We start from the raw sequence: 24,852 nt of genomic DNA, 5'->3' as shown, positions 1-24,852 counted from the left end.
TCAGCAGTTTGTGCAATAGAAATACCGTCGTTCGCGTTGCGAACAGCCACATCCAGGCCACGGCTTTGTACGTTCAAACGGTTCGAGATTTGTAGACCCGCAGCGTCATCTTTTGCGCTGTTGATTTTGAAACCCGAAGACAAACGCTCCATTGAGGTTTGTTGTGCTGAGTTTGCGTTGTTTAGGTAACGCTGAGCGGTCATCGCTGATACGTTAGTGTTTACATTCACTGCCATGGTGATTTCTCCAATTGATTTTCCGATGTAGCGGTTTCCGACGTCTCGGAAAACCAAGTAGTTCTCTCAAAGTTACTTCTATTAACGACACCAAATTCAGAAGCTTTAGAAAAAAATTTAAAAAAATAACATTGCGAGATTTGGCTAAAAAAATTGAAGAAAAGTCAGGAAAAGTGCTCAAGTTTCTACAAATTGAGCCGAGAGGGCTAAATTGTACAGAAAAGCATCAAAAATAAGAGATGAGGAAATGAATAGAGAACATAAAAGAAGGAAAATGCAGAAAAGAAAAAGCCCCTTTTCCTTTGAGAGAACTGGGGCTAGGTTGGTCGCCAGAGCCTATGTGGAGATCAAGAGAAATGAACACATTTCCGGCATACCGGGTGCAACTCTACATTGAAAATGATTGGCAGGTGAGAGATGAGAGAGCCATTCATTCTATTATAAAGTTGCTTGCCAAAAGCCCGCATTCCCATCCACGTCTGAATGTATTGAATACAGGCTAGAGGATACCAATCGTAGTAAATAACTGCTCACACTAGCTTGCTCAAATGCTCGATAACTATGTTAAAGTTTTTGACTGTAGAATGACTACTTATCGAAAAACTTTTCCTCGTTCTCAAGCATTGAATCTACGCTATTTCTGAACTTTTATTCACTGTAATTGGTATAAACTACTGCAATAGTGACATTGCAGAGTTTGGCAACTGTTTCGCTTGAGCAAGAATCGAAGTACCTGCTTGTTGCAAAATTTGTGCTTTGGTCATTTGCGTTGTTTCTTTCGCAAAGTCCGTGTCTTTAATTCGGCTGTTCGACGCGTCAACGTTTTCTTGGATATTTGCCAAGTTGTTGATGCTGTGGCTCAGACGGTTTTGTTTCGCACCAAGATCCGCACGTTGTGAATCCACGTATTTCAGTGCAGAGTCCAGTACAGAAATCGCGTTCTGAGAGCCTTGAACCGTTGTCATATCAATATCTTGTACTGATGTTCTTACTGGCTCATCGCTTAGGCCTAGCTCAGAAGCAAGACCACCAGAGATCGAGATGTCACCCTGAACGTTTGGATGAGCAACAAAAATTTGCAGCTTGCCATCTTCGCTTACAGACGCGTTGATCATGTCTGATTGACCATTGATGTACGTTGCTAGCTCTTCGATGTCATCACCCGCTTTCGCGTTGATATTTATTTCTAGATCATCAACATTACCATCTTCGTCTTCACCCATGCCAGGAAGCGTGATTTTTAGATCGGCTTTAGTTGGATCAACACCCCAATCTTTACCTTTTCCTACTTCAGAGAAGAATGTCACACCGCCCATACGAGTGTCATCTGCACGAATACTGGTTAGACCCATGATCATCGCTTCACCAGAGCTCGCACCGATTTGGAATGCCGCTTCACCGAATGAGCCGTTCAATAGACGACGGCCACCGAATGATGTGGTTTCTGCGATACGGTTCAGTTCGTCAACCAACGCCATTGATTCTTCGTTGATTGCCTGACGCTCAGCTGGAGAGTTAGTACCGTTTGATGACTGGATAGCCAAGTCACGCATACGCTGCATCACTGACGTTGCTTCGTTCATCGCACCTTCAGCCGTTTGAGCGATAGAGATACCATCGTTCGCGTTACGCATTGCCACATCAAGACCACGAGACTGTGCCGTTAGACGGTTGGAGATCTGTAGACCTGCTGCATCGTCTTTTGCACTGTTAATTTTGTGACCTGATGATAGACGCTCCATCGAGGTATTCAGCTCGTTGGTCGCTTTATTTAAGTAACGCTGCGCGGTCATCGCGGAGACGTTAGTACTAACTGTTACAGCCATTTTGCTCTCCTTTTGAGTTCGCAAGCTTTTGCGAAGCGGCCAGCTTTACTCTCATTTGGATAAGCACTGACCGTAAAAATTACTTGCTAAATCTGCCTTTAACGCAGGGTTTAGAATCTCGAAATCTGTTCTGACATTATTCAATACAATTTGTGTGCCAACTTATTTAAGATATCGATTCCAAATTAAAATAGATAAATAAACAATAAGTTAGATAACACACTCGCTGTTTTCGACCTCTTTCTCTATGAGATGAAGATATTTTCACACCAAGAGAAGCTTGCCGCTCACATTGCCACCGGTGCCTTTGCCGCATTCGGTAAAAACATGCCGCTCACTCACCTCAGCTAAACGACTTTTGATATTTCTCGCACTTAAGGCTTGGCACATAAGGCATCAAAATCTCTCGTTGTCGTTATTCGCCGCTGGCCGTCAAATCATTAAATGTAGTTAAACAATGTCAGGTCTTTTGTTTTGCCAAAAGCTTGTTGCGAGGCCTGCAATGCACGCGAGTTCTCACTGAACTCGATCACGGCTTTGGAGTAATCCAAATCCTCAAAATTGCTCTTTGCTTTTGCCAAAGACAAGTTAAAGTCTTCGTGGTTTTGCTCTTGAATATCGAGCGTGCTCAGCCTTGCACCCACGTCGGTTCGAGCTTTGTTCAAATGGATGAACGCGGCTTGAAATTCCTCTGTCATTTGGTGCAACTTCGCGGTCGCTGATGTATCGGAGACGGATTTATCCGACCAAGACATCGCTTCCTTAAAGGTATCGAAAATACTGAAGGACTCACGCTTTTCGATGCCGATGCTGTCTCCAGGGGTAATTTGCCCTTTCACATGCACTTTAAGTCCTTTGTACTCGATGCCTTTTTCTGGCGAAAATTCGTCAGCGTCCACCACTTTGCCGTTTCGCTCCAATTGGTAGCCAAACTTGCCGTTATTCATATCGACAAACGTCACGCGATAAGAAGCGGTGTCCTTCGCATCCACATTGGTTGCTTTGCTTAGCAGTAAGTCAGAGCCGCTTTGTAAATCGTAATTAGGCTGGTAATCACCAAACGGGTTTGGGATTTCCATGAACAGTTTGCTACCAGGATCGTTCATCGGCATATCCAGCATGCTGGACACTTTCATTTTGCGTTGGTAATCATCACCAGCGTATTGCACGCTGCCATCTTTATCACGATAAAATGGCTGGCTTTTCGGCTTTGTCCCCGCAAACACGTAGTTGCCCGATTCATCTTGCGCATTCACTAAGTTAAGGAAGTTATTTGCAATTTCTTCCAACTCACGCTTTTTCGCTTGTCGGTCTTCGGCAGAGAACGCACCGTTGATCATTTCCATAGTGAGACGTTTCGATTCATCAGCGAAGCTTTCTGCGTTCGCGATGTTCACTTCGTGGTTTTCTAAACGGTTACGCACCAACACAATCGAGCTTAAATATTGCTTTAACTGCTCTTGCTGCTGGCCAATATTCTGAATGTAATGCGCAGCCAGCGGATCATCACTTGGTTTAAGCAGCTTCTTACCTGAAGCAAGTTGCTCTTGGTTGTGATGGATCTTGTTCTCTTGGCGACGCAAGTCATTTTGTACGGACTGATAGTTATGGAAACTAGAAATTCGGGTTAACACTTATCTCTTCTCCTTACCTCAGTTGCAAAATGGTGTTGAAGGTGTCATTTGCCGCCTGCATCACGCGTGATGAAGCCATGTAAGCTTGTTGAAACTTCATCATGTTGGCGGCCTCTTCATCGAGGTTTACACCCGCAATCGATGCTACACGTTCTTGTGCGGCTTCATGCTCTAAACGCGCAACCGATGCTAAGCGGTTAGCCGTTGCCGATTTCAAACCCACTTCAGTATTAAGATTGTGGTAAACGTCAATCAAGGTGCTCGATTTACCATCCATCATTTTGTTGGTTTGTAATTGCTGCATCTTTCTCAAGTTGCCGTTACCACCTTCTGACGGCACCAAGTTGGCCGTAAATTTGTCGTTCAGCAGTGCGCCTTCTGTCAGTTCAAAGATGGTTGCATCGCCATTTTTGTATAGCGGATGACTTTTCGGCACTGAGATTTCAATCAGCAGATCATCTTTGTCTAACGGATAAGAGTATTTATCGGACAGTAAGTTACCTTTGTTATCGGTAATCTTTAGCCACGCTTTGTCGTGCTTTTCATCGGGTGGCTGAACCGTTACTTCAAACTCTTTTACATCACCCGCTTCACGAATATTGAATTTCGCACTGCCTTGAGCAAACGTCGTAGACGCTTCATAACTTTGTGCGGCAATGGATTTAGCGTCGTTGGTTTCCATCTTGATGATGGCAGCACCACTGCGAGTAGGACGCAGCAGCACTCGTTCGCCAGCGGCAAGGCCTTCGCCGATTTGCACTCTCATGCCATCCAATACGAAGGCAGAATCCGACTGGTCTATATCTATCTGAACTTGCTCACCTTTCGGTGTTGTCACGCTATAGCGATCACCGTCGAAGCGCAGCGCATATTCGCCACCTTTCAACGCCGAAATATCATCGACATAAACGGCAACGTCCGCTTTCGAGTTTGGTGCGGTAAACACTCGTGATTTAGCCACCAGCTCAGAATTCACATCGGTGAAAACGTCTTTACCGATTTTGCCGTTGAGATCCAAACCTTGCGATTGCAGTTGGTTGACCTTGTAAGAGAATCCGGTAGCTAAGCGCCCCATTTCATCCAGCAGTTGCGGAATGTGTTTGTCACGCATGTCGAGTAGCGCGCCGATTTTGCCGTCCATGTCGTCGGCCTTAATCGCTTTGATGCCATCGCCTTCGACCATCGCTAGACGTCGTTGGTGCACGTCTGGGTAGCCATCAATCATTTTTAATTGGCTTGCCTCTGTGCCCGACACCAAGGTATGACCATTGCCGATGTGCACGTTGAAACCTTCAGCGTTTTTACGTGGGGTCACGGTGACCTTAGTGTATTCCGACAGCTCGGTAATCAGCTTTTCATGCTGATCCATCAAATCGTTATGTGGACCAGGAGTGCGCATCATCAAACGGTGGATGTCACGAATTTCTAGCGCCAATTGGTTAATGCGCTCAATGCCCATGTCCAATTTTTTATTGGTTACGTCTGACTGCAGTCGCACCGTTTCGTGAAAGTCGTTTAATGTGTCTGAAAAGATTTTTGCCTTTTCCAACACAACTTTACGCGCACCTAAATCGTTTGGTGTGTCAGCCATGGTTTTCACAGCATCAAACCACTCATTGAGGTTTTCTGGGATCTTCTTCGATGCAACAGAGCTCAACATGCTAGAAAGCATGTCTAAGTTATCTTGGGTATCCGTTTTATTCGCATTGCTTGTAGAGGACAGGTTGAGTTCATTAACGGCAAATTGGTCCCACGAGCGGCGAACATTTTCCACATGCACGCCCATGCCGTAGGTCGAACCACCAAACATGCGTGGATCGTTGGTACCCTGAATCACTGACTGACGGCTGTAACCTTCTGTATTAACATTAGAAATGTTATGACCAGTAGTATTTAACTGCCTCTGAGCAGTAAGCACACTTTGAGTACCTACATTCAGAAGATCTGACGCCATACCTGCCCCCAAAAACGAAATAAGATCGGTAAATACCGATCACCTAGACAAGTAAAAGCAAAAGATGTGCCAAGTGGGATTTAGAGTAGTAAATTCAGGTAAAATAAAGGCTTGCACGATGGCAAGCCTTAATGATTCGCGTACGCGGCAACCCCAAAAGGTTACATACTTTCGATTTTCTGCTTCACTTGTAGAACTTTGTCGGCGTAGGTTGGATCCGTCGCATAACCTGCTCGATGAATACCGCGAATAAAGGATTCAGAATCTCCACGTTGCTGCAATGCCGTCTCGTAACGTGGGTTGTCATTTAAGAAACGGACGTAGTCGTTGAAACTATCTTGATAGTTCGAGTAAGAACGAAACGCTGCCGTCTCTTTCACTGGCGTATTGTCATGAAATTCCAATGTTTGCGTGGTGACTTTATCACCTTGCCAGCTTCTGTCTGCTTTGATGTTGAACAAGTTGTTACTGCTACCACGAGCATTTTGCACCACTTTTTGTCCCCAGCCAGTTTCCAGAGCTGCTTGAGCAAGAAGCAATGATGGTTCTACACCCAACGCTTTCGCCGCCTTTTCAGCGTATGGCTTCATGGAGTTCACAAAGGATTCTGGCGAATCAAACTTAGCAGGAGTATGGCTGGTACGGGAAAGTTCGCCGGACTCAATCAAACGCTTTTCAATTTCACGCGCTTTTTTCGGGTCCACGCGACGATATTCTACAGCGCTATTTGCCGCATCGCGCATTGCCGTTTCGCTCTTATCATTGCCTTGGCCAGCCGTCAGCTGTGCCACTATCATATCTGCCAAGCCCATAGAGCCATTTGCGCTCAGTTCACTCGCCATCTGCTCATCAAGCATCTGGCGGTAAAATTTCTCATTTTGGCTATTCATGATATTCGACTCGAAGCCTTCGTTCGCTTCGCGCATCGACTTCAGCATCATGGATGTAAAGATAGACTCAAACTGACGAGCAGCCGCATGCAGTGCTTCTTGCTCGCCATCTTTGCCCTCTTTCACCGCTTTCTGACGCAGGCTATCGAGTGAGCTAATGTCGTGAATAAAACCGATATCGTTAGGATTCTTCATCATCGCAACCTCCTAACCATTAAATGATGATCAACTGGCCTTCGATGGCACCAGCTTGTTTCAATGCTTGTAAGATGGCCATCAAATCAGAAGGTGCTGCGCCCACTTCATTCACCGCACGTACGAGGTCATCCAGCGTCAAACCCGGCTCGAATTTGAACATCTTGCCTTTTTCTTCCGTCACTTCGATATCTGAATCGGGCACCACGACCGTTTGGCCGCCAGAGAAGCTGTTTGGTTGGCTAACGTTTAGATTTTCTTTGATGGCGACAGTCATGCCACCATGCGTCACTGCCGCAGGCTTAAGACGCACGTGTTTGCCAACGACAATCGTGCCAGTACGGGAGTTAACAATGATCTTCGCCGCGCCATCAGCTGGGTCAAACTCTAGGTTTTCAATCGCGGACAAAAACGCCACACGCTGGCTGACATCACGAGGGGCACGCACGCGTACCGACGTCGCATCGACTGCGCTAGCCATTTGTGGGCCAAGGAAGTTGTTTACCGCATCCGCCATGCGTTGTGCGGTCGTGAAATCAGATTCAAGCAAATTGAACGTAATGTAATCACCACGACCGAATGGGTTTGGAATTTCGCGCTCTACCGTCGCACCACTAGAGATAAGACCAACGGTTGGGTTGTTACCAACAATTTTTGAACCGTCAGCGCCTTCAGCACTGAAACCGCTCACCACTAAGTTACCTTGGGCAACCGCGTAAACTTGACCGTCTAGACCTTTAAGGAACGTTTGTAGAAGTGTACCACCACGTAGGCTTTTCGCACTGCCGATTGACGATACAGTCACGTCCACTTGTTGACCCGGCTTAGAAAATGGCGGCAACTCTGCCGTGACCATAACCGCGGCAACGTTTTTGATTTTTGGCTTGGTACCCGGCGGCAGCTGAATGCCGAAATTTTGCAGCATGGCCGCGAAACTTTGCTCAGTAAATGGGTTCGCTTCGCCCGTACCTGGTAAGCCTGAAACCAAACCATAACCCACGAGTTGGTTGCTTCGCACGCCTGCCACTTGCGCGACGTCTTTGATTCGTGCGGCTTGGGCGGCTGTAGAAAACAGAGCAACGCTCATCAGTAATAAAACGATTCTTTTCATGCTTACTTAATCTCTTGCAGTCAATTTGCCGTCAGTGCGGCGTCTTATAGCGCTACATTAAAGAATCGTGCCAAGAAGCCAGGCTCTTGCATATCCTGTGACAGACCGGTTCCTGAGTATTGAATTCTTGCGTTAGACACACGATTTGACGCAATTGTGTTGTCGAAGTTGATGTCATCAGGACGAATTGTGCCGCTTAAGCGAATGTACTCGTCACCCGTATTTAGCGTCATCCACTTCTCACCACGGATCACGAGGTTGCCGTTTGCCAGCACTTCGATCACTTCGACCGTAATGTAACCACTGATGCTGTTACTCTGCTTCGCAGAAGAGTCACCAGCAAAGGTGTTGGTGTTGTTTAAGTCATAAGAGAAGTTGTACTTGCCGCCTACTTTCAACTCTTCACCGCCCACTTGTAACGGATCCATTTGCGCTTCGTTGGTTTTCGACAAGTCCGCGTTAGCGCTCTTCGTCGCACTGGTGGTTTCATCTAACGTGACTGTGATGATGTCGCCAATGCCGCGAGGTTTAGAGTCGTCATACAAATCGGTAATGTGCTCTGGGCTAAACAGAGAACCCGTCGCCGCAGCATAATGCTCAGGCTTTTGTTTTGGATGGATTGGAGCCCACGCTGGATCACCAGCAACCGGATCATTTCTGCCACGCAGTGTATCAACGATGCCGCTACTCTCGTCTTTCGACTTATCGCCTTCAACCGCATCCACAACGGTAGTCGCTTGCGTCACTTCATCCGTTTCGATGGGTTCTAACATCGCACAGCCAGACATGGTTGTGATCAGCGCAAGTAAACAGATACGTTTCATTATGAGCTCCTTAATGGCTAACTTTCGCCGTTACAACTGCTGGTTAACGAAACTCATCATCTTATCGACAGATGAGATCACTTTAGAGTTCATTTCGTACACGCGCTGAGCTTCGATCATGTTAACCAATTCTTCTGTCACGTTTACGTTGGAGGCTTCTAGCATCGATTGGCGAATTTCACCCAAACCGTCCAAACCCGGAACACCTTCTTGCGGGTCGCCACTTGCACCTGTTGGCAAGTAAAGGTTCTGACCGATTGGCTCTAGGCCACCTGGGTTAACAAAGTCCGTAATGGTCAACTGTCCAACGACTTGGTTATCTTGCTGACCACGTACGCGCACAGATACTTCACCGTCCGTACCGACAGTGATAGAAATCGCATCTTCAGGAATCACAATTTCAGGTTCTACTGGATAACCAGAACCAGATGTCACTAGCGTGCCTTCACCATTTAGCGTGAACTGGCCGTTACGGGTGTAACCGATGTTGCCGTCAGGCAGAGTCACTTGGAAGAAACCATCGCCTTCCACCATCATGTCCAATGCGTTGGTGGTGGTTTGCGCATTACCGTGCGTGTGCACTTTTTGCGTTGCAACCACTTTAGAACCAGCACCAAGCATCAAGCCACTTGGCAGCTCGGTGTTTTGAGAAGACTGACCGCCTGGCTGGTTGATGTTTTGATAGAACAAATCTTCAAAGACCGCACGGCTTTTTTTGTAGCCCACGGTCGAGGCGTTCGCCAAGTTGTTCGAAATCGTAGCGATGTTGGTTTGTTGGGCGTCTAGACCTGTTTTACTTACCCATAGTGCTGGATGCATAGTGAACCTCTAACTCTGTTAACTCATACGAAGCAATGAATCTGAAGATTTATCCATCTCTTCAGCGGTGCTCATCATTTTGACCTGCATTTCGAATTGACGTTGAAGGTCAATGAGCGCGGTCATTTCACCTACGGCATTCACGTTACTACCTTCAATCGCACCAGTTTGAATGCTGATAGTGCCGTCTGCTTCGTAAGGCTGGTTTGGAGTTTTATGGCGAAATAAGCCATTGGTGTCTTTAAATAAGCTTTGATCGTCAGTTTTCACAAGCTTGATACGATCAACGATTTGTAATTCTTCAGCCGGCGCACCTTGTGGAAGTACAGAGATGGTGCCATCACGACCGATTTCGATTTTGGAGAGTGGGATTGGCAGAGTGATTGGCGCATCGTTCTCCCCTAAGACGGCATGACCGCTTGCGTTGGTTAGCATGCCATTTTGGTCAATTTTTAGGTTACCGTTACGGGTCAAACCTTCTTTGCCGGTGTGATCCAATACAGAAATCCAACCGCTGCCTTCGACGGTAATGTCCAAATCGCGACCAGTCGTGATCACGCTGCCTTGAGCAAAATTATGTCCCGGACGCTCTGTCATGCTAAACACGCGTGACGGTAAACCATCGCCATACGCTTGCATTGAGCGAGCCTGTGCTAAATCCGCACGAAAACCCGTCGTGCTGACGTTAGCCAAGTTGTTAGCGCGCAATTGCAAAGCCTGCATATTTTGCTTGGCGCCACTCATTGCGAGAAACAGTGCGCGATCCATAATCTACTCCAAAAAAGTCTCTGTACTTCGGAGTAAAAGCAATAGTTATGCCAAGATAAAAATAGGCTTATTTATCAAAAAGTTGAATGAAATTAAAGGCAATCAAGAAGGATGTTCAATGAAGGAAAACTGCAAAGGGAGGCAAGATTTTGATCCATGTGGCGGCAACAGCGGCAAACCAGAGATCAAAGCATGCTTAGCCTGAACTGAGGTGTTTTCAGGCTAAGCATCAGATGAATGTCATGATGTTATCAAGCCAAGCGGCGAAAGCACGCCTAACTTGATAATGCAGATTATCGAATCTGCAGGATATTTTGTTGTAGCTGGTTATGTACTTCTAGCGAACGTGAGTTTGCTTGGAAGTTACGCTGAGCAGAGATCAGATCCACCAGCTCCTGAGTCATATCAATGTTGGACTGTTCCAGCATACCGTTGTTGATAGTACCGAAAGAGCCTTTATTTGATTCACCCCAAATCTTGTCACCAGAGAACTGAGTTGAATCCCATTGCGTACCCCCCTTCTTATCCAGACCTTGCTCGTTGGGAACACGAACTAGCGCCACACGACCCAATGTTACGTTTTCACCGTTTGAGTAAGTACCTAATACGCTGCCGTTTTCATCAAAGTCAACTTTGGTTAGGAAACCCGTTGTCGCACCATCTTCATCGAACTTAGTTAGCTCAAATGGGGCGGCAAATTGTGTCGCAGCACCCAGACCAAAGTTAAGCGTCTGAGCAGGATCTGCACCATTCATATCAAGCGGCGTGGTGTTTGTTGCAGGATCACCCAATGCAACAGAAGTAATCGGGTTACCGCTGTTTAGGCTTGCCAACGTACCATCGTTGTTGAACTTCATGGTGTGACCAATATGACCTGTTGGTGTTTGCGCATCACCACCAGCAACGTTTAACGGCTTCTCACCACTCTTGTCTGTTACTGTGTAGTAAGTGTTCCACGTGTTTGGCTGAGTCTGATCTTTCAAGTAGTACGTTGTTAACTTGTAAGATTGACCCATCGAGTCATAAATGGTCGAAGAGGTTGAACGGTTGTATGTATCTGGGTCTGAAAAATCAAACTGAGTTGGATCTTTCAAATCACCGTTAGCAGGTAAGTTCACGCCCACTTCAATATTCGCTGTTTGTTTTGGCTTACCAAATTCCGCAGGAATATTGATTGGTTGTGGCTCGTAAGATGAAACCTCACCAGACTCTGGGTTTACTTGATAACCAAGTAGGAACTCATCGTTCGCGGTTACCATGTAGTTTTCTTTGTTCAAATGGAATGCACCGTTACGTGTCATTTCATTTTGTTGTGGGATAAGACGATCTTTCGCTACCGCGAAGAAGCCAGTACCCGATACACGCAAATCCATTGGGTTGTTGGTGTAAATGCTTGAGCCTTCGTGGAACTGTTGTGCCACTTGGCTTGCTTGTGCACCGCCACCCGGAGTGGTTTTAGCGTTAGTAAACAAAGAGTTTGAGTAAACATCAGCAAATTCCGCACGAGACTCTTTAAAGCCGTACGTGTTGGCGTTCGCAATGTTGTTACTGGTTGTATTTAAATCCAGTTGAGCCGCGGACAAACCGCTTAAAGATACATATGACATTCCAAAATCTCCTAATCTAGCGTGTTATGGATTACGCTTTGCCAACTTCCAGTACTTCTGCAAGTCGAACTGGTGATTCAAAACCAGCCAGATTGAGTAATACGTTTCCGTCACCTTTACCCAGCAGTACGCTGTTTACGTTGGCATAAGTAGACACAGGGAACTCTTGTGACTCCCCATCCACTAAGCCAGACGCTTTCACTTTGTATTTGCCAGCAGGCAATGGATTACCGCTTTCATCATTACCATCCCAAAGTACGCGTGTGTCGCCGGCTGGTTTCGCACCTACCTCAAAAGTACGAACCAATTGGCCTGCTTCGTCTTCTACACGAACAAACAAGTTGTCGAGAGATTTCGAAAGCTTAACCATTGCCGCCATAGGCGCATCGTCTTGCTTCACACCCGCCGCACCTGGGACCAATACGTCGCGCCCTACCAAAGAGGAAGCTTGCAACGCTTGGTTCGATGTCATTGACGAGTTCAAACTCTCAAACTGAGTGTTCATCTTGCCAATACCATCTACGGTCGCAAATGACGCCATTTGCGCAATCATCTGGTCATTACTTACCGGCTTAAAAGGGTCCTGTTGAGACAATTGCTTCGTGAGCAACGATAAGAAGTCTTCCTGTTTTAGGTCCTGCTTACCTGTGCTCCCTTCCGCTTTTTTGTTCTCTTGAAGACTTTTAAGCTGGTCGATATAGGACAAGCCGCTTTGACCAACATTGTTAATTCCGGCCATACGCTACCTCCTTATCCTTATTGACCCATCTGCAGCGTACGCAGCAGCATTTGTTTACTAGAATCAGCAACCTGCACATTCGTTTGGTATGCGCGAGAAGCCGAAATCATGTTGGCCATTTCTTCCATTACATTGACGTTTGGCTTGTAGATGTAACCTTCGTCGTTTGCAAGGGGATGATCAGGGTTGTACTCCGCACTAAGCGGCTTATCACTTTCTACAATTCCCAGAACTTTCACTGGCACAGTATCACCGCCACGCATGGCGTTACTTAACTCAGCACCAAATACAGCATGACGCGCTTTGTAGGTGTCTTTCGCAGAGCTGCTGACACTGTCGGCATTCGCCAAGTTGCTCGAGGTAGTATTCAGACGAACAGACTCAGCGCTCATTGCGGAACCTGTCACATTGAAAACGTTAAATAAGCTCATCTAAATTAATCCCCTTTGATTGCCTTGGTTAAGTTCTTGAATTTGCCGCCTAGAAAGTCGAGTGATGCTTGGTGTCTGATTTGGTTTTGCATAAACAAGTTACGCTCTAAATCCAAATCAACGGTGTTGCCATCACCCGTGTCTGGTTGCGTAGGAAGACGATACAGTTTGTCCCCCATCAACGTTGTAGTGGCAGGAATATGCCGACCATCTGTTCGGCTAAGACCAATGCTTGCCCCAGATGTTGCCGCTTGTAATTCCTTGGCAAAGTCTAGACCTCTTGCTTTGTAACCAGGCGTGTTTGCTTGCGCGATGTTGGTGGAAATCACCTCTGCATTGCGCTCACGTACGCCCACCGTGTGCTGGTGGATGCCTAGTGCCTTGTCAAAAGATATAGCCATGTTTGCCTCTACAATTAAGAACTGACCGTTATTAATAACCAAATAGCAATTAGCGTGCCAAAAACCAGAAACGCTAAAGCACCTATCAGCTATTGACGTTTTAGATTGCAATAAGCAAGCCAAAGTAACTGGAATGTCGTATCACTTCGCTTACTTGAATAAAGATACACCCTGCAGAGGGAACAGGGCAAAGTCCGACAACAGATTAGCGAGGGGAAACTCGAAAGCTCATCTCATGTAGACAAAAGAAAGAATGCAGAAAAAGAAAAGCCTGACACGAGGTCAGGCTTTGTTTTCAAATAAGAGATACCGCTATTTAAGCTTGTAAATGATACCTGGATTACAGCGCACCATTTCAAATTTATCAGTCAGACCGGTTAACGACTCTGACGCACCCAGCAATAGGTAACCACCAGGGTTTAAACTACTCGCCATTTGGTTAAGCACTTTAGATTTCATCTCTGGAGAGAAGTAAATCAGCACATTACGACAGAAAATGATGTCGAATTTACCCATCAGTGCGTAGCTATCCATCAAGTTTTGAGGACGGAAGTTCACCAAACGTTTAACGTTGTCTTTCACTTTCATACGGCCATCGCCTGCATCTTCAAAGAAAGTGCGGCGACGCTCAGGCGAAAGACCACGACCTAAAGCTAGGTTGTCATACACACCTGCACGACACATTTCGAGCATGCTTGCAGAAATGTCCGTCGCTGTGATGGAAACACTTGGCAGCAAACCTGGCTTACGCTGTTGCGTTTCCAGAATTGTCATCGCGATTGAATAAGGTTCTTGACCAGATGAACTGGCCGCAGACCAAATTTTAATTGGACGTTTATTTGCCGCAACTTCTGGCAATAGTTTGTCAGCTAAAACCGTGAACGGATAAGTATCTCGAAACCACAATGTTTCGTTAGTCGTCATCGCATCCACAGCAGCAATACGCAGTTCACGATTGCGGCCAGCAACAACATCGCGCAGCAAATCAGACAACGACGCAAGCTTGAACTTAGTCACTAGAGGACTCAGTCGGCTGCGCACGAGGTATTGTTTGCTATCGCCTAATACGATGCCACATTGCGATTCTAGAAAACGGCTAAAGTCACGATACTCTTGATCACTGATTGTAATAGCAGTCATTAATGTCTCTTTTATTGTGTTAATGCAGATTTAACCGCGTTACCCAATTCGTCTGGGTTAAATTTCGCAATGAAGGTGTTTGCACCTACGCGCTCAACCATGGCTTGGTTGAAAACGCCACTTAATGAGGAATGAAGGATAACATAAAGATCTTTCAAATCTGCATTTCTGCGGATTTCAGCCGTTAATGTGTAGCCATCCATTTCTGGCATTTCGATATCAGAAATCACCAAAGAAATCTGATCGTAAATGCTGCCTTCTTGAGCCATTTCAAGCAACTTATTGTACGCTTCTTTGCCATCTTTGACAGATACGACCTCGAAACCAATCGAAGTAATCGCGCGCTCAACTTGCTTACGTGCAACCGTTGAGTCATCAGCAATTAGAATACGACGTACGATAGGCTTTTCTTGCTCCGCTTGTGCGATTTCTTCACCGATGGTTGAATCCATGGTTTCATCAACTGGCGCGATTTCAGCCAGGATTTTTTCCACGTCTAGGATTTCAACAAGTTCGTTATCAATATTCGTCACAGCAGTTAGGTAGTGCGCTTTACCTGCGCCATCTGGCGGCGGCAAAATCGCTTCCCAGTGCATGTTGATAATACGCTCAACCGATGATACCAAAAATGCTTGGATCGTACGGTTAAATTCAGCGATAACAACAAAACATTTATCAATATCGGTGGTTGGGCGGCCACCAATTGCCAGGCTCAAATCAATTACTGACACGGTATGGCCACGGATATGAGCAATACCTTTTACCAGAGGGTGTAGATTTGGCATAGAAGTCAGCTTAGGGCACTGAAGTACTTCTTTTACTTTGAATACGTTGATGCCGTAACGCTGTCGCCCCATCAGTCGAAAGGTCAATAATTCCAATCGGTTCTGACCGACGAGTTGCGTACGCTGATTCACCGAGTCAAGAATCCCCGTCATATGCTCATCTCCATCTCAAACTTTTTGTTTTTAAATGATACTCTACCACTGGCAAGCATGATACCAGGGAGACAGTATGGCGTATTTCACTATAACTTCGACAACATTGACTATGACAATATGTAGAGCGCTATTTACAAAGTACGCTAAGTCTATCGGCATTTTGCTCAGTATGTTTAGTTTTTTTGTTCATTCGGCAACAGATAATCAGATAGAACAAATAAAATTGGCAGCAGAACAACATATTCTTGCCACGGTAGAGCAGCCAGCCGGAGGTGAATTGACTGTGAATGCGGCAGACATTGACTCTCGAATCAAGGCAACTGACTGCCCTGAACCCCTCGACACTTCGGCCTCTTCCACCAGCAGCACCCGCAGCAATATCAATGTGTTGGTAGAATGTCCTGCCGATGACTGGAAAGTGTATGTCCCTGTTCGTGTCTCCTCTTCAGTACCGATGATCGTCGCAACTCGACAACTTGGCCGAGGTGAGATCATCAGCGCATCCGACGTCACGACGTCCATGATTGAGCTTCAACGCTTTCGCAAAGATGGCTTTTCCAGCTTCGAACAAGTGGTCGGTGCGAAGTTAAAACGTAGCGTTCGTCTTGGTGACGTGGTTGAGCGCAACGATGTTTGCGTGGTTTGCCGTAATGAAAAAGTGACAATAAAAGCCGTAAAATCAGGCATGACGATCACAACACAAGGCACAGCATTGCAAGATGGAGCCACGGGCGATCAAGTAAGAGTGAAAAATGACAAGTCACAACGTATAATAGAGGGCATAGTGACTGACATTGCGGAAATTACCGTCACCTTTTAACCTTTATTTAGGTAGCACAACCGCATTGTGAAAATTGATCAATAAAAATGCAAAAAATGATTAAAGTTATCGTTTAGTTGGTCGATAGTCTGGATACCAGTATTACGATACAAGGCAAAGGTTAAACATGGCAGGTATAGATAATATACGTTCAGGGCAAATGATGTCGACGACCAGTCGCGCGCCTGCACGTAACGATTCAAGTGCGACATCAAGCGCAACTGAATCGAAAAAGGCGCCAGCTCAACAAGACGCTGTATCGCTAAGCCAACAAAGTAAAGCCGTCAGCAAACTCCAAAAGGATATGGCAGCTTCTCCGGCTTACGACAGTGCGAAAGTAGCGGCAATCAAAGAAGCAATCGCAAACGGTTCATACCGCGTTGACCCAGAAAAACTGGCCGACAATATGATCAAGTTTGAAAACGAATTGCAAGGCAAAAGCTAACTGACTTAGGCCCAAGGTAAGTATTTATGGCAGCATTAGTCGATCTCGTAAACTTTCAACTAGAAAATGCTAAGGCACTTTCTACTGTTTTACGTCAGGAAACACAGGCGATTACTGCGCGTGTCTCTTCTGAAATCGAAAGCATCGCCAAACAAAAAATGACACTCATTGATCAGCTAAGAACCACTGATCAGCGAATTGCCTCTCACCCGCATGTCAATCAACTTACCGAAGATGAGCACCTAAGTCAGGTTGTAGCCCAAATCCAATCCATCGTGCTGGACTGTCAACAAGTCAATCGCGTGAATGGAGAATCCCTCAGCCGTGCTCAATTGAGTTTTAACAAGCTCAATAACATGCTTCAACACACTCACGGCAAGATCGGTATGACCTACAATGCCGGCGGCAAAACCCACACCATTTCAACGCTAGGCACCAATATTAAAGCCTAACGCTCTAACCTCTCCTTCCTCATTAGGCAAAACCATCAAATCGAACCCATAAAAAAGCGACCAATTGTTGCCAATCAGCCGCTCGAAAAGATTATCTGTTTATTTAGTGAAGTGGTTTTAGAACAAGGTTTGCTGACGCTTCTCAGGCACTTGTTGAACTTCACCGTAATCGCGTAGCTTATCCATCTTACGGATATCCAAACGTAACTCTGTTACGTAACTGTCTTCAACTAAGTAACTGCGCACGACCTCTGCACCGCGAATCACGCCATCGACCGCGCCACTCGTGCTTTCAATGCCAAGACGCTGATCTTCAAGTTCGGCACGACCGCTTACTCGCATGCCGTAAACTTGCTCTGCTAACTCACGATACGCATCAATTTTTGATGCTCGCATCGCGCGCACACGTTTTTCTTCTACCGTGCGGCCAGTTTGTTCGCTTACGCTTGCATAACCTACCGCCACTAAAATTTCATCTTGGCGCATCTGTTGTAATGGCTGACATCCCACAAGCACCAAGGTGGCAATAATAAATAATAACTTCTTCATGGTTCTATCCTATGGGCGGAGAATCACAGTGTATGGCTGGCGAATGGTTGGGTCTGAACGAATCAACACGCCATCTTGGGTACGGATGCTATTTAGCGTATCCAAATCACGGCCGATTCGGTCTGCAGGCAAGAACCCTTGCGCTGTGGCAACCACAACACGGCTTTGCATACCAACAACGCGAGCATTAACCAACACACCACCTTCTTGACGAAGCATGGTTCCCGTTAACACATACTGAATTTGCTGCTCTTGCGCCAGATCTTGCCAGTCACGGCTTAAGGCAAAGTCGCCTTGCTGCGTCACTTGGATAGATCCTGTCGTTTTAAAATCGACGACTTTAAAACCGCGACGTTGGAACTGATGGATAAACCCTTCAGATACAGAGTTGCCCAACCAGTTGGTCGCATCCATATTTTGCAGATCAACAAACGATGTGATAGCAATTGGTGTACGTGCAGAAACGGCAACGTTAGATACCATCAAATCTTCTGTCATGCTCTCAATAAAGAAGTCCATTGTATGACGCGGACTGTCCATCAACATGAACTGGCTGCCTGAATACGGTTCTTTACCATTATAAATCGGTGAGTACGCGCACGATGTCAAAAGCGTCATCATCGATGCGGCGACAAGCCACTTTTTCATGGTTTGATTCTCCAGATAATCTTGGGTGGCACTGTTCTTTCACAATTCCTTACTGAGTAAAGGTAATATTGGAACAGTCTTTGCTTTTCTTTGTTTGTCGAACTAAGAAAACGCCACCAAACTTCACTGAAATTGATATAGCAATATTTATACCCGAACGGTCATACCCAATGAAAAAAATATTATTTAGCCTACTTTCAATCACTTTCGTTATGCTTCTGCCATTTCGTGCAGTGGCGTCTTGGTACGAAGTGACAGGCGTTGCCACGATCGTTTCTTCTGAAGATGCGGCAAGGCTCCATGCGTTGGAAGACGCTCTATTCAAAGCCGTCAACTTTTCGGGCGCAGACATTGGCAGCATCAGTAACTTGATGCCGCTATTGGAAGAAAACCGCAAAGAATATCAGTTTACTAACCATGAGGTGCGCTACATTCTCGTGGAATCTGAGCGCAAACGCGGTGGTAAAATGGAAATGAAGATCCGAGTGGACATCTATCCATCGGCAACGGGTTGCCACACGGATCAATACAAAAAGACTATTTTGGTCGGTAACATTGACGTTGCCTCCCCCCAACAAGCAGTCATGGGGCAAATCTACCAAGTGGGTGACGATTTCAGCAAAGTCGTTAATCGCCAATTGGATCAAACCTCGCGCAGTTTCGTTTCTGTTGGCACGACGGACTACTCAATCAGCAGCAATTATCCAGCTCGCACTCAAATGATTGCGCAAGACAACGGCGCACAATACATTATTGGCGGCGTGATCACTGACTTAACGGCAACGATTGAATCTCAACTCTTAAAAGACGACATCATTAACCGTCAGTTTGCTTTAGAGATGAAAGTCTTCGATGGCAAGACAGGCCATGAAGTCTTCAACAAAGCGTACCGCGAAGTCGCGCGTTGGCCATTCGCCAAAACCAGCCAAGTGGACACTCGCAGCGCACGTTTCTGGGCATCGACCTATGGCGAAATGATGCTACGCGTCAGCCGCAACATCATGCTAGACCTAGAGTCCGAACTGTCTTGCAAGATTACCCTACCGGAAGTGGTGGCCGTTTTTGGCAACACCGTTACGATGGATCTGGGCCGCATGCACGGCGTAAAAGAAGGTGACAAACTGCAACTGTGGCACACGGCATCATTCATCGATCAAAAGGGTTTACCACGTAATAAAGTGTCGCAAAGCGAGATCACGTTGACGGTCTCTCGCATCTATGAACAAGAAGCAGAATTGACGATTGATCAGCCGAATTTGGGGTCCAGCGTTCAAATTGGCGATGTAATGAACAAGATCTTATAAAAGGTCACATTAAGCCTTGAGATATGCTTACTTTTGAATATCATAGACAACGCATCTTATTTGATTATGCCTGTCTAAGTAACTAACAAGTTAGCACTAGGGTTAAAGAAATCAGCAGCATGGCTGTAAATTTGTTTAACCTGTAGCAATAACCCAATACTTACTGTGATTGGTATTACGCCCTCATGGCACAGCTGGATAGCGCAGTCCCCTCCTAAGGGACAGGTCGTAGGTTCGAATCCTACTGGGGGCGCCATATCATAGCCTTAGCTCACCGTTGAGCTAAGGCTTTTTTATACGCGTTTATCGGGCTCATTTCCCGCACACAACGTTCTCTTCCCAATAATCCAAACGCCCACCAACAGCATATTACCGCTTCTGGTCAAACCTCATGCGGGTTGAAAACGCTCGCCGTCGCCCTTAATTACTTCACAGTTACTATTTACAGTTTTGTATTTTATTACTTTAATTATTTATGAGTTTTGCTTACCCTCTCGACTATTAATAAAAATATTAGTTAGCACTATGTCTAAGAGCAATTTAATTACTAACACTGGACACCGCTTTATTTCGAAAGGCAAGACTGCCTTTAAGATCCACATTCATACTCCTGACGATACTGTTTTGCATCGCTCAGTGGGCTTTGTTCGTATTGGAGAGAAAAAGGGCTTGAAGAAAGCCATCAAACTAAGAAATGAGTTGGGTAGAGAAATGTGGGGCAAGTTTTGGCGACGTCTATTAAAAGACCCGTACTTAATGACGCGTCTGCCGCACAGCGTTGAGCCTAAAATCGTTCATAAGCCTAACCCTACCCTAGAGAACCCAGACAACCGAGACACTTGTTACATTGCGAAGTGGCGCGAGTTTAACGATAAGGGTGAATACAAATACAAGACGGTAGTACGTTCGATTAACAAATACGGCAAACTTGCCGCTTACATGCAAACGAAAAAGGCACTACTAGAAGCCCACAAAGAGAACTTAGAAATCCTCACTTTTATGGGCCGACTCAACAGCATCGATCTGAAGTAATCCACTCTCGTACTTACACAACTTAAAAGCGCTTCAGACACATTTCGCTTCACTGCTAAAAATGATTTCGAGAGTTGAACCTCTATCGAACGCAAAAAGAGAACCCGTCATCAACCGGTTCTCTTTTTTGTGTCCACCATTCACAAATTAAGCGATACAAAATGAACAGATAAAAAAGCCCCGAAGAGCGAACTCTTCGGGGCATTCAGCTTTAGGCTGCTATTCTACGGTCGGATAGGAGCTTATTGCTGAACTTGGTATTCGAACTCAGGTACAACGATTTCTACGCGACGGTTTTGTTGACGACCTTCACGAGTATCGTTTGATGCGATTGGATTGTTTTCACCTTCACCGCGAGCTTGGATGCGTGATGCATCGATGCCTTTTTCAACTAGCGCGTTTGCTACAGACTCAGCACGTTTCTCAGAAACTTTTTGGTTGTATGCTGCAGCGCCTGAAGTATCTGTGTAACCAACTACTTCAACCTTCGCTTGTGGGTGCTCGTTTAGGAAAGCAACTAGGTTGTCTAGTTTAGAAGCGCTTTCTGGTTTAAGTGTTGTGCTGTTTAGGTCAAAGCTACCAGTGCCGATAGTTTGAGTTTCGAAAGTTTTAGTAACCACTACTGGCTCAACAACTTCTTCTACAACTACTTCTTCAACTACCGGCTCTTCTTCAACTACTACTGGCTCATCGTTGCCGCCGAATTTGAAAGAAACACCTAGAGTTGCAGAGTTACCAGCTGCTTTGCTTACGTTGTTGCTAATGTCAGTAATTGTTTGGTATTCCGCACGTGCTGTAACGTTTTGGCTTAGGTTGAATTCAACACCAGCTGCGCCTAGGTAAGAGTAATCATCTTTACCATCGAACATTACGTAAGCACCACCAACTTTACCGTAAAGTGCGATGTCTTGAGTGATTGGTAGGCTGAATTTAGGAGCAAGAGTGATTGCTTCTACGTGGCCACCGAAAGAAGTTTGATCGAAATCACCAACGTTGTCGAAACCAGCTTCTAGTGCAATGTAGTCATTGAATTCGTAACCAACGAAAGCACCAAGAGTTGAGCCATCTTTGTCACAAGATTGACCTGCTACACAAGCATCTTCCAACCAAGATTTACCCATTTTACCGCCCACGTATACTTCTGCTTGAGCTGCTGAAGCCATAAGTAAAGACGCTGAAATTACCGCTGCTAGTTTTTTCATTATTGATTCCTCTAAAGAAGTACTTTTTTTTAATTCGATGACGAAATGCGCCGCCTAATAACACTGACGTTGTATTTCAATTCTTTTTATTCATTCCTTGAGTGGATACCGAAGCAACTTCCGCTTTATGCACATGCAAAAAATTTATGGAAAGTCACTTGGGTATATTTCCAGTGCAGTGATGCATATCGTTATCGAGTTCTCACTGACGGGTTGAACTATAACGCTAAGAAATCACGAGACAAATCCCAAAACTGTCAATTTCGTGTCATCAAAAAGTTCTACATTATGTGATCTTGAGCACTCAAAGACCCACCCCACCAACTACGCAAACGTTTGCGTCACTTTTTAAAACCAGATAGCTAAAGCAAGTTTATTTCTCAATGTTGAGACAACAATTAGGGAACTTTAGGATTTATAAATATAAATCAGAGAGATATTTTGAATGCGAACGGTTAATTTTCATTCGTATTAGGCATATGTGGATTACAAAAACTTATCCATTTTTGAACAACTAAAAAGCAAAACGAGCAGTTTATATCCTTAGCAAGATTAAGCTTTATAGTGCTGTGAACCTTCAGATACAAAAAAGCCGCGACAAATATCGCGGCTTAGAATGACTATTTATTCAGTCTAATTATGCGTTTGCTTCACGTTCAGCAATGAACTCTAGCGCCATTTTGATGCGAGCAACACAACGTTCTTTGCCGATCAACGCCATTACAGCATCAACAGAAGGTGATTGACCGCCGCCTGTCACTGCAACACGAAGTGGCATACCGATTTTACCCATGCCAATTTCAAGCTCTGCACATACGTCAGCGATCATTTGGTGTAGGTTTTCTGTCGTCCACTCTGTGATCGCTTCCACTTTCGCAAGTGCTACTTCTAGAGGTTCTTTCGCTACGCCACGCAGGTGCTTCTTCGCTGCGCCCGCTTCAAACTCAGAGAAATCTTCGTAGAAGTAACGAATTTGCTCAGCAAGCTCAACAAGAGTATGACAACGCTCACCGACTAGCTTGATCACGTCAGTGATCGCAGGGCCGTTTGTTACGTCGAGTTTTTGCTGATCTAGATGCCATTGTAGATGCTCTGCAACATACGCAGGATCTGAGTTCTTGATGTAGTGGTTGTTCAACCATTGCAGTTTATCCGTGTTGAAAGCAGACGCTGACTTAGATACTGCGTTTAGGCTGAACAAGTTGATCATCTCTTCTTGAGAGAAGATTTCTTGGTCGCCATGAGACCAACCTAGACGCACTAAGTAGTTGTTTAGTGCCGCAGGCAGGTAACCCATATCACGGTATTGCATTACTGATACTGCACCATGACGCTTAGACAGTTTCGCACCGTCATCACCTAAGATCATTGCACAGTGTGCAAACGTTGGTACTGGCGCACCCAATGCTTCGTAGATGTTGATTTGACGAGGCGTGTTGTTGATGTGGTCTTCGCCACGAACAACGTGAGTGATACCCATGTCCCAGTCATCCACTACTACACAGAAGTTGTAAGTAGGTGAACCGTCAGTACGACGAATGATTAGGTCATCCATTTGATCGTTGCGGATTTCGATACGGCCACGAATTTGGTCTTCGAATACTACGCTACCCTCTTTTGGGTTACGGAAACGGATAACACATGGGTCACCGTCTTTTGCCGCTTCGTTTGCCGCTTTGATTTTTGGATGGTTTGCATCGTAACGAGGCATTTCTTTGTTTGCTTCTTGCTCTGCACGGATTTCATCTAGCAGCTCTTTAGACGCGTAACACTTGTACGCTTTGTCTTCAGCAAGAAGCTTATCAACCATTTCGTTGTAACGATCAAAACGTTGAGTTTGGTAGTAAGGACCTTCATCCCACTCCAAGCCTAGCCATTCCATGCCTTCTAGAATCGCATCAACGGCTTCCTGAGAGTTACGTTCAAGGTCTGTATCTTCGATACGTAGAACGAATTCGCCACCTTGGTTTTTAGCGTATAGCCAAGAGTAAAGTGCAGTACGCGCACCACCAACGTGTAGATAGCCAGTTGGGCTAGGAGCAAAACGAGTTTTAACCGTCATTTGAGTTCCTTAGGGGTAATGAGCAACGAGAGGGCTCTCGTTGTGATGTCAAGGATAAAAGTGGCGACATTTTACCACCGTAAGTCAATTCTACAATCGGTTTGACACCAGAAATACAAACAGGGCAGCACCAATATAGGTACTGCCCTCTTATTTATTGTTTAAGCGCGAGACGAAATTACTTCAGGTTACGCATCGCCCATTGCATGAACTCTTGTTGCTCTTCACGGCTGAGTTCATTGAACGATTCTTTCAACGTTTTCGTCACCGCCGGAGATTGCGCGATACTGCTCTTAGTCGCTTGTTTGTTCATTGCGTTGTTGTAGTCGGCCACTTCTCGCTCGTAATCACGAAAACCTTGCAAACCACCTTTACGGAGCTGAACCATAGAGAAATCCACTTCTTTTCCGTTTTTATCCTTTAGTACCACTTTTGGATCGAGTTCGAAGGCTTTCGCTTCTTCAATGGTGCGGAAGGTTTTGTAAGTCAGAGAAAGTTCAGCATCTTTTTCTGCATCAAACTCTAATAAAAGAGGCTGCGAATCAAACTTACGGCGCTTTCCATCTTCAAACACAATTTGACCAACAGTCACCGCTAACTGGTTTTCACCGTCTTTTAGCTCGATACTGTTGTTGTCAGAGATCCACTCAGGGTAAACGAACTCACCATTAATAACGCGAGGCACTAATTCCTTTTGCAGAGTCAACTGAGCAGCGAAGGCAGGCGCAGAAAGGATTGCGCAAATTCCAAGAAGTGTCGTTGTTTTTTTCATCATGGTTTCTCACTTTATACCAATTTAGATAAGCCACTGAAACTTACAGG

At 45.6% G+C, this 24,852-nt stretch carries 24 protein-coding genes, 1 tRNA gene and 1 pseudogene; 6 read left to right on the top strand and 20 right to left on the bottom strand.

Annotated features, from left to right (window positions below; genetic code table 11):
- The 15 genes and pseudogenes from BIW15_RS14670 to BIW15_RS14590 form a co-directional block, all read right to left on the bottom strand.
- Positions 1 to 236, bottom strand: a pseudogene (locus BIW15_RS14670) (flagellin); the annotation flags it as partial.
- A gap of 671 nt (positions 237 to 907) precedes the next feature.
- Positions 908 to 2,062 (bottom strand): flagellin, encoded by a 1,155-nt coding sequence (locus BIW15_RS14660; protein WP_005462278.1) that lies wholly within the window; start codon positions 2,060 to 2,062, stop codon positions 908 to 910.
- A gap of 440 nt (positions 2,063 to 2,502) precedes the next feature.
- A complete protein-coding gene (flgL, locus tag BIW15_RS14655) occupies positions 2,503 to 3,696 on the bottom strand; it encodes a flagellar hook-associated protein FlgL (RefSeq protein ID WP_017448764.1) in 1,194 nt (397 codons plus the stop codon).
- A gap of 13 nt (positions 3,697 to 3,709) precedes the next feature.
- Positions 3,710 to 5,650 (bottom strand): flagellar hook-associated protein FlgK, encoded by a 1,941-nt coding sequence (flgK, locus tag BIW15_RS14650; RefSeq protein WP_077281207.1) that lies wholly within the window; start codon positions 5,648 to 5,650, stop codon positions 3,710 to 3,712.
- Between the two features lie 161 nt (positions 5,651 to 5,811).
- On the bottom strand, positions 5,812 to 6,738 hold the full coding sequence (flgJ, locus tag BIW15_RS14645; RefSeq protein ID WP_005454015.1) for a flagellar assembly peptidoglycan hydrolase FlgJ: 927 nt from the start codon (positions 6,736 to 6,738) through the stop codon (positions 5,812 to 5,814).
- A 16-nt stretch (positions 6,739 to 6,754) separates the two neighbouring features.
- A complete protein-coding gene (locus tag BIW15_RS14640) occupies positions 6,755 to 7,846 on the bottom strand; it encodes a flagellar basal body P-ring protein FlgI (protein ID WP_005454020.1) in 1,092 nt (363 codons plus the stop codon).
- A gap of 44 nt (positions 7,847 to 7,890) precedes the next feature.
- The gene (gene flgH / locus BIW15_RS14635) at positions 7,891 to 8,670 is read right to left on the bottom strand and encodes a flagellar basal body L-ring protein FlgH (protein WP_005462288.1); all 780 of its coding nucleotides are present in this window, start codon (positions 8,668 to 8,670) and stop codon (positions 7,891 to 7,893) included.
- Between the two features lie 30 nt (positions 8,671 to 8,700).
- Positions 8,701 to 9,489, bottom strand: coding sequence for a flagellar basal-body rod protein FlgG (gene flgG, locus BIW15_RS14630; RefSeq protein WP_005382032.1), 789 nt, complete (start codon positions 9,487 to 9,489; stop codon positions 8,701 to 8,703).
- Positions 9,490 to 9,507: 18 nt separating this feature from the next.
- Positions 9,508 to 10,257 (bottom strand): flagellar basal body rod protein FlgF, encoded by a 750-nt coding sequence (locus BIW15_RS14625; RefSeq protein WP_005462290.1) that lies wholly within the window; start codon positions 10,255 to 10,257, stop codon positions 9,508 to 9,510.
- A 293-nt stretch (positions 10,258 to 10,550) separates the two neighbouring features.
- Positions 10,551 to 11,864 (bottom strand): flagellar hook protein FlgE, encoded by a 1,314-nt coding sequence (gene flgE, locus BIW15_RS14615; RefSeq protein WP_005462291.1) that lies wholly within the window; start codon positions 11,862 to 11,864, stop codon positions 10,551 to 10,553.
- Positions 11,865 to 11,895: 31 nt separating this feature from the next.
- The gene (flgD, locus tag BIW15_RS14610) at positions 11,896 to 12,603 is read right to left on the bottom strand and encodes a flagellar hook assembly protein FlgD (protein WP_005462292.1); all 708 of its coding nucleotides are present in this window, start codon (positions 12,601 to 12,603) and stop codon (positions 11,896 to 11,898) included.
- Between the two features lie 17 nt (positions 12,604 to 12,620).
- A complete protein-coding gene (flgC, locus tag BIW15_RS14605; protein ID WP_005462293.1) occupies positions 12,621 to 13,034 on the bottom strand; it encodes a flagellar basal body rod protein FlgC in 414 nt (137 codons plus the stop codon).
- A 5-nt stretch (positions 13,035 to 13,039) separates the two neighbouring features.
- Positions 13,040 to 13,435, bottom strand: a complete 396-nt coding sequence (gene flgB / locus BIW15_RS14600) for a flagellar basal body rod protein FlgB (RefSeq protein WP_005462294.1) — start codon at positions 13,433 to 13,435, stop codon at positions 13,040 to 13,042.
- 312 nt (positions 13,436 to 13,747) lie between these two features.
- Positions 13,748 to 14,575: a protein-glutamate O-methyltransferase gene (locus BIW15_RS14595; RefSeq protein ID WP_005462295.1), complete on the bottom strand. Its 828-nt coding sequence runs from the start codon at positions 14,573 to 14,575 to the stop codon at positions 13,748 to 13,750.
- Between the two features lie 11 nt (positions 14,576 to 14,586).
- Positions 14,587 to 15,513, bottom strand: a complete 927-nt coding sequence (locus BIW15_RS14590) for a chemotaxis protein CheV (protein WP_005462297.1) — start codon at positions 15,511 to 15,513, stop codon at positions 14,587 to 14,589.
- Positions 15,514 to 15,589: 76 nt separating this feature from the next.
- Here BIW15_RS14590 and flgA point away from each other — a divergent pair, with 76 nt between their 5' ends.
- From flgA to BIW15_RS14575, 3 genes are all read left to right on the top strand, one after another.
- Complete coding sequence (gene flgA, locus BIW15_RS14585; RefSeq protein WP_005486752.1) at positions 15,590 to 16,336, top strand: flagellar basal body P-ring formation chaperone FlgA; 747 nt, start codon at positions 15,590 to 15,592, stop codon at positions 16,334 to 16,336.
- Positions 16,337 to 16,463: 127 nt separating this feature from the next.
- The gene (gene flgM, locus BIW15_RS14580; protein ID WP_005453996.1) at positions 16,464 to 16,781 is read left to right on the top strand and encodes a flagellar biosynthesis anti-sigma factor FlgM; all 318 of its coding nucleotides are present in this window, start codon (positions 16,464 to 16,466) and stop codon (positions 16,779 to 16,781) included.
- A gap of 26 nt (positions 16,782 to 16,807) precedes the next feature.
- Entirely contained in the window at positions 16,808 to 17,233 is a 426-nt protein-coding gene (locus BIW15_RS14575) for a flagella synthesis protein FlgN (protein ID WP_005454011.1), read from the top strand.
- A 117-nt stretch (positions 17,234 to 17,350) separates the two neighbouring features.
- On the opposite strand, the gene flgP is transcribed toward BIW15_RS14575, so the two are convergent.
- Entirely contained in the window at positions 17,351 to 17,782 is a 432-nt protein-coding gene (flgP, locus tag BIW15_RS14570) for a flagellar assembly lipoprotein FlgP (RefSeq protein WP_005453982.1), read from the bottom strand.
- Positions 17,783 to 17,791: 9 nt separating this feature from the next.
- The gene (locus tag BIW15_RS14565) at positions 17,792 to 18,430 is read right to left on the bottom strand and encodes a FlgO family outer membrane protein (protein WP_005382013.1); all 639 of its coding nucleotides are present in this window, start codon (positions 18,428 to 18,430) and stop codon (positions 17,792 to 17,794) included.
- Positions 18,431 to 18,600: 170 nt separating this feature from the next.
- Between BIW15_RS14565 and BIW15_RS14560 the strand changes: the two genes are divergently transcribed.
- The 3 genes from BIW15_RS14560 (at position 18,601) to BIW15_RS14550 (ending at position 20,766) form a co-directional block, all read left to right on the top strand.
- The gene (locus BIW15_RS14560; protein WP_077281206.1) at positions 18,601 to 19,734 is read left to right on the top strand and encodes a flagellar assembly protein FlgT; all 1,134 of its coding nucleotides are present in this window, start codon (positions 18,601 to 18,603) and stop codon (positions 19,732 to 19,734) included.
- A gap of 179 nt (positions 19,735 to 19,913) precedes the next feature.
- A tRNA-Arg gene (locus tag BIW15_RS14555) sits at positions 19,914 to 19,990 on the top strand.
- Positions 19,991 to 20,259: 269 nt separating this feature from the next.
- Positions 20,260 to 20,766, top strand: coding sequence for a hypothetical protein (locus BIW15_RS14550; protein WP_005482262.1), 507 nt, complete (start codon positions 20,260 to 20,262; stop codon positions 20,764 to 20,766).
- A gap of 242 nt (positions 20,767 to 21,008) precedes the next feature.
- On the opposite strand, the gene BIW15_RS14545 is transcribed toward BIW15_RS14550, so the two are convergent.
- From BIW15_RS14545 to BIW15_RS14535, 3 genes are all read right to left on the bottom strand, one after another.
- Positions 21,009 to 21,968, bottom strand: a complete 960-nt coding sequence (locus BIW15_RS14545) for an OmpA family protein (protein ID WP_005453991.1) — start codon at positions 21,966 to 21,968, stop codon at positions 21,009 to 21,011.
- Positions 21,969 to 22,605: 637 nt separating this feature from the next.
- Entirely contained in the window at positions 22,606 to 24,030 is a 1,425-nt protein-coding gene (gene gltX / locus BIW15_RS14540; protein ID WP_005482241.1) for a glutamate--tRNA ligase, read from the bottom strand.
- Between the two features lie 178 nt (positions 24,031 to 24,208).
- Positions 24,209 to 24,805 (bottom strand): DUF2057 domain-containing protein, encoded by a 597-nt coding sequence (locus BIW15_RS14535; protein ID WP_005453993.1) that lies wholly within the window; start codon positions 24,803 to 24,805, stop codon positions 24,209 to 24,211.
- Between the last annotated feature and the right edge of the window lie 47 nt (positions 24,806 to 24,852).

The organism is Vibrio sp. SALL6 (genome assembly GCF_002002385.1).
GTDB lineage: Bacteria > Pseudomonadota > Gammaproteobacteria > Enterobacterales > Vibrionaceae > Vibrio > Vibrio parahaemolyticus.
Note: the sequence above shows the minus strand (reverse complement) of the source record. Positions and strands in the feature narration are given on the sequence as shown.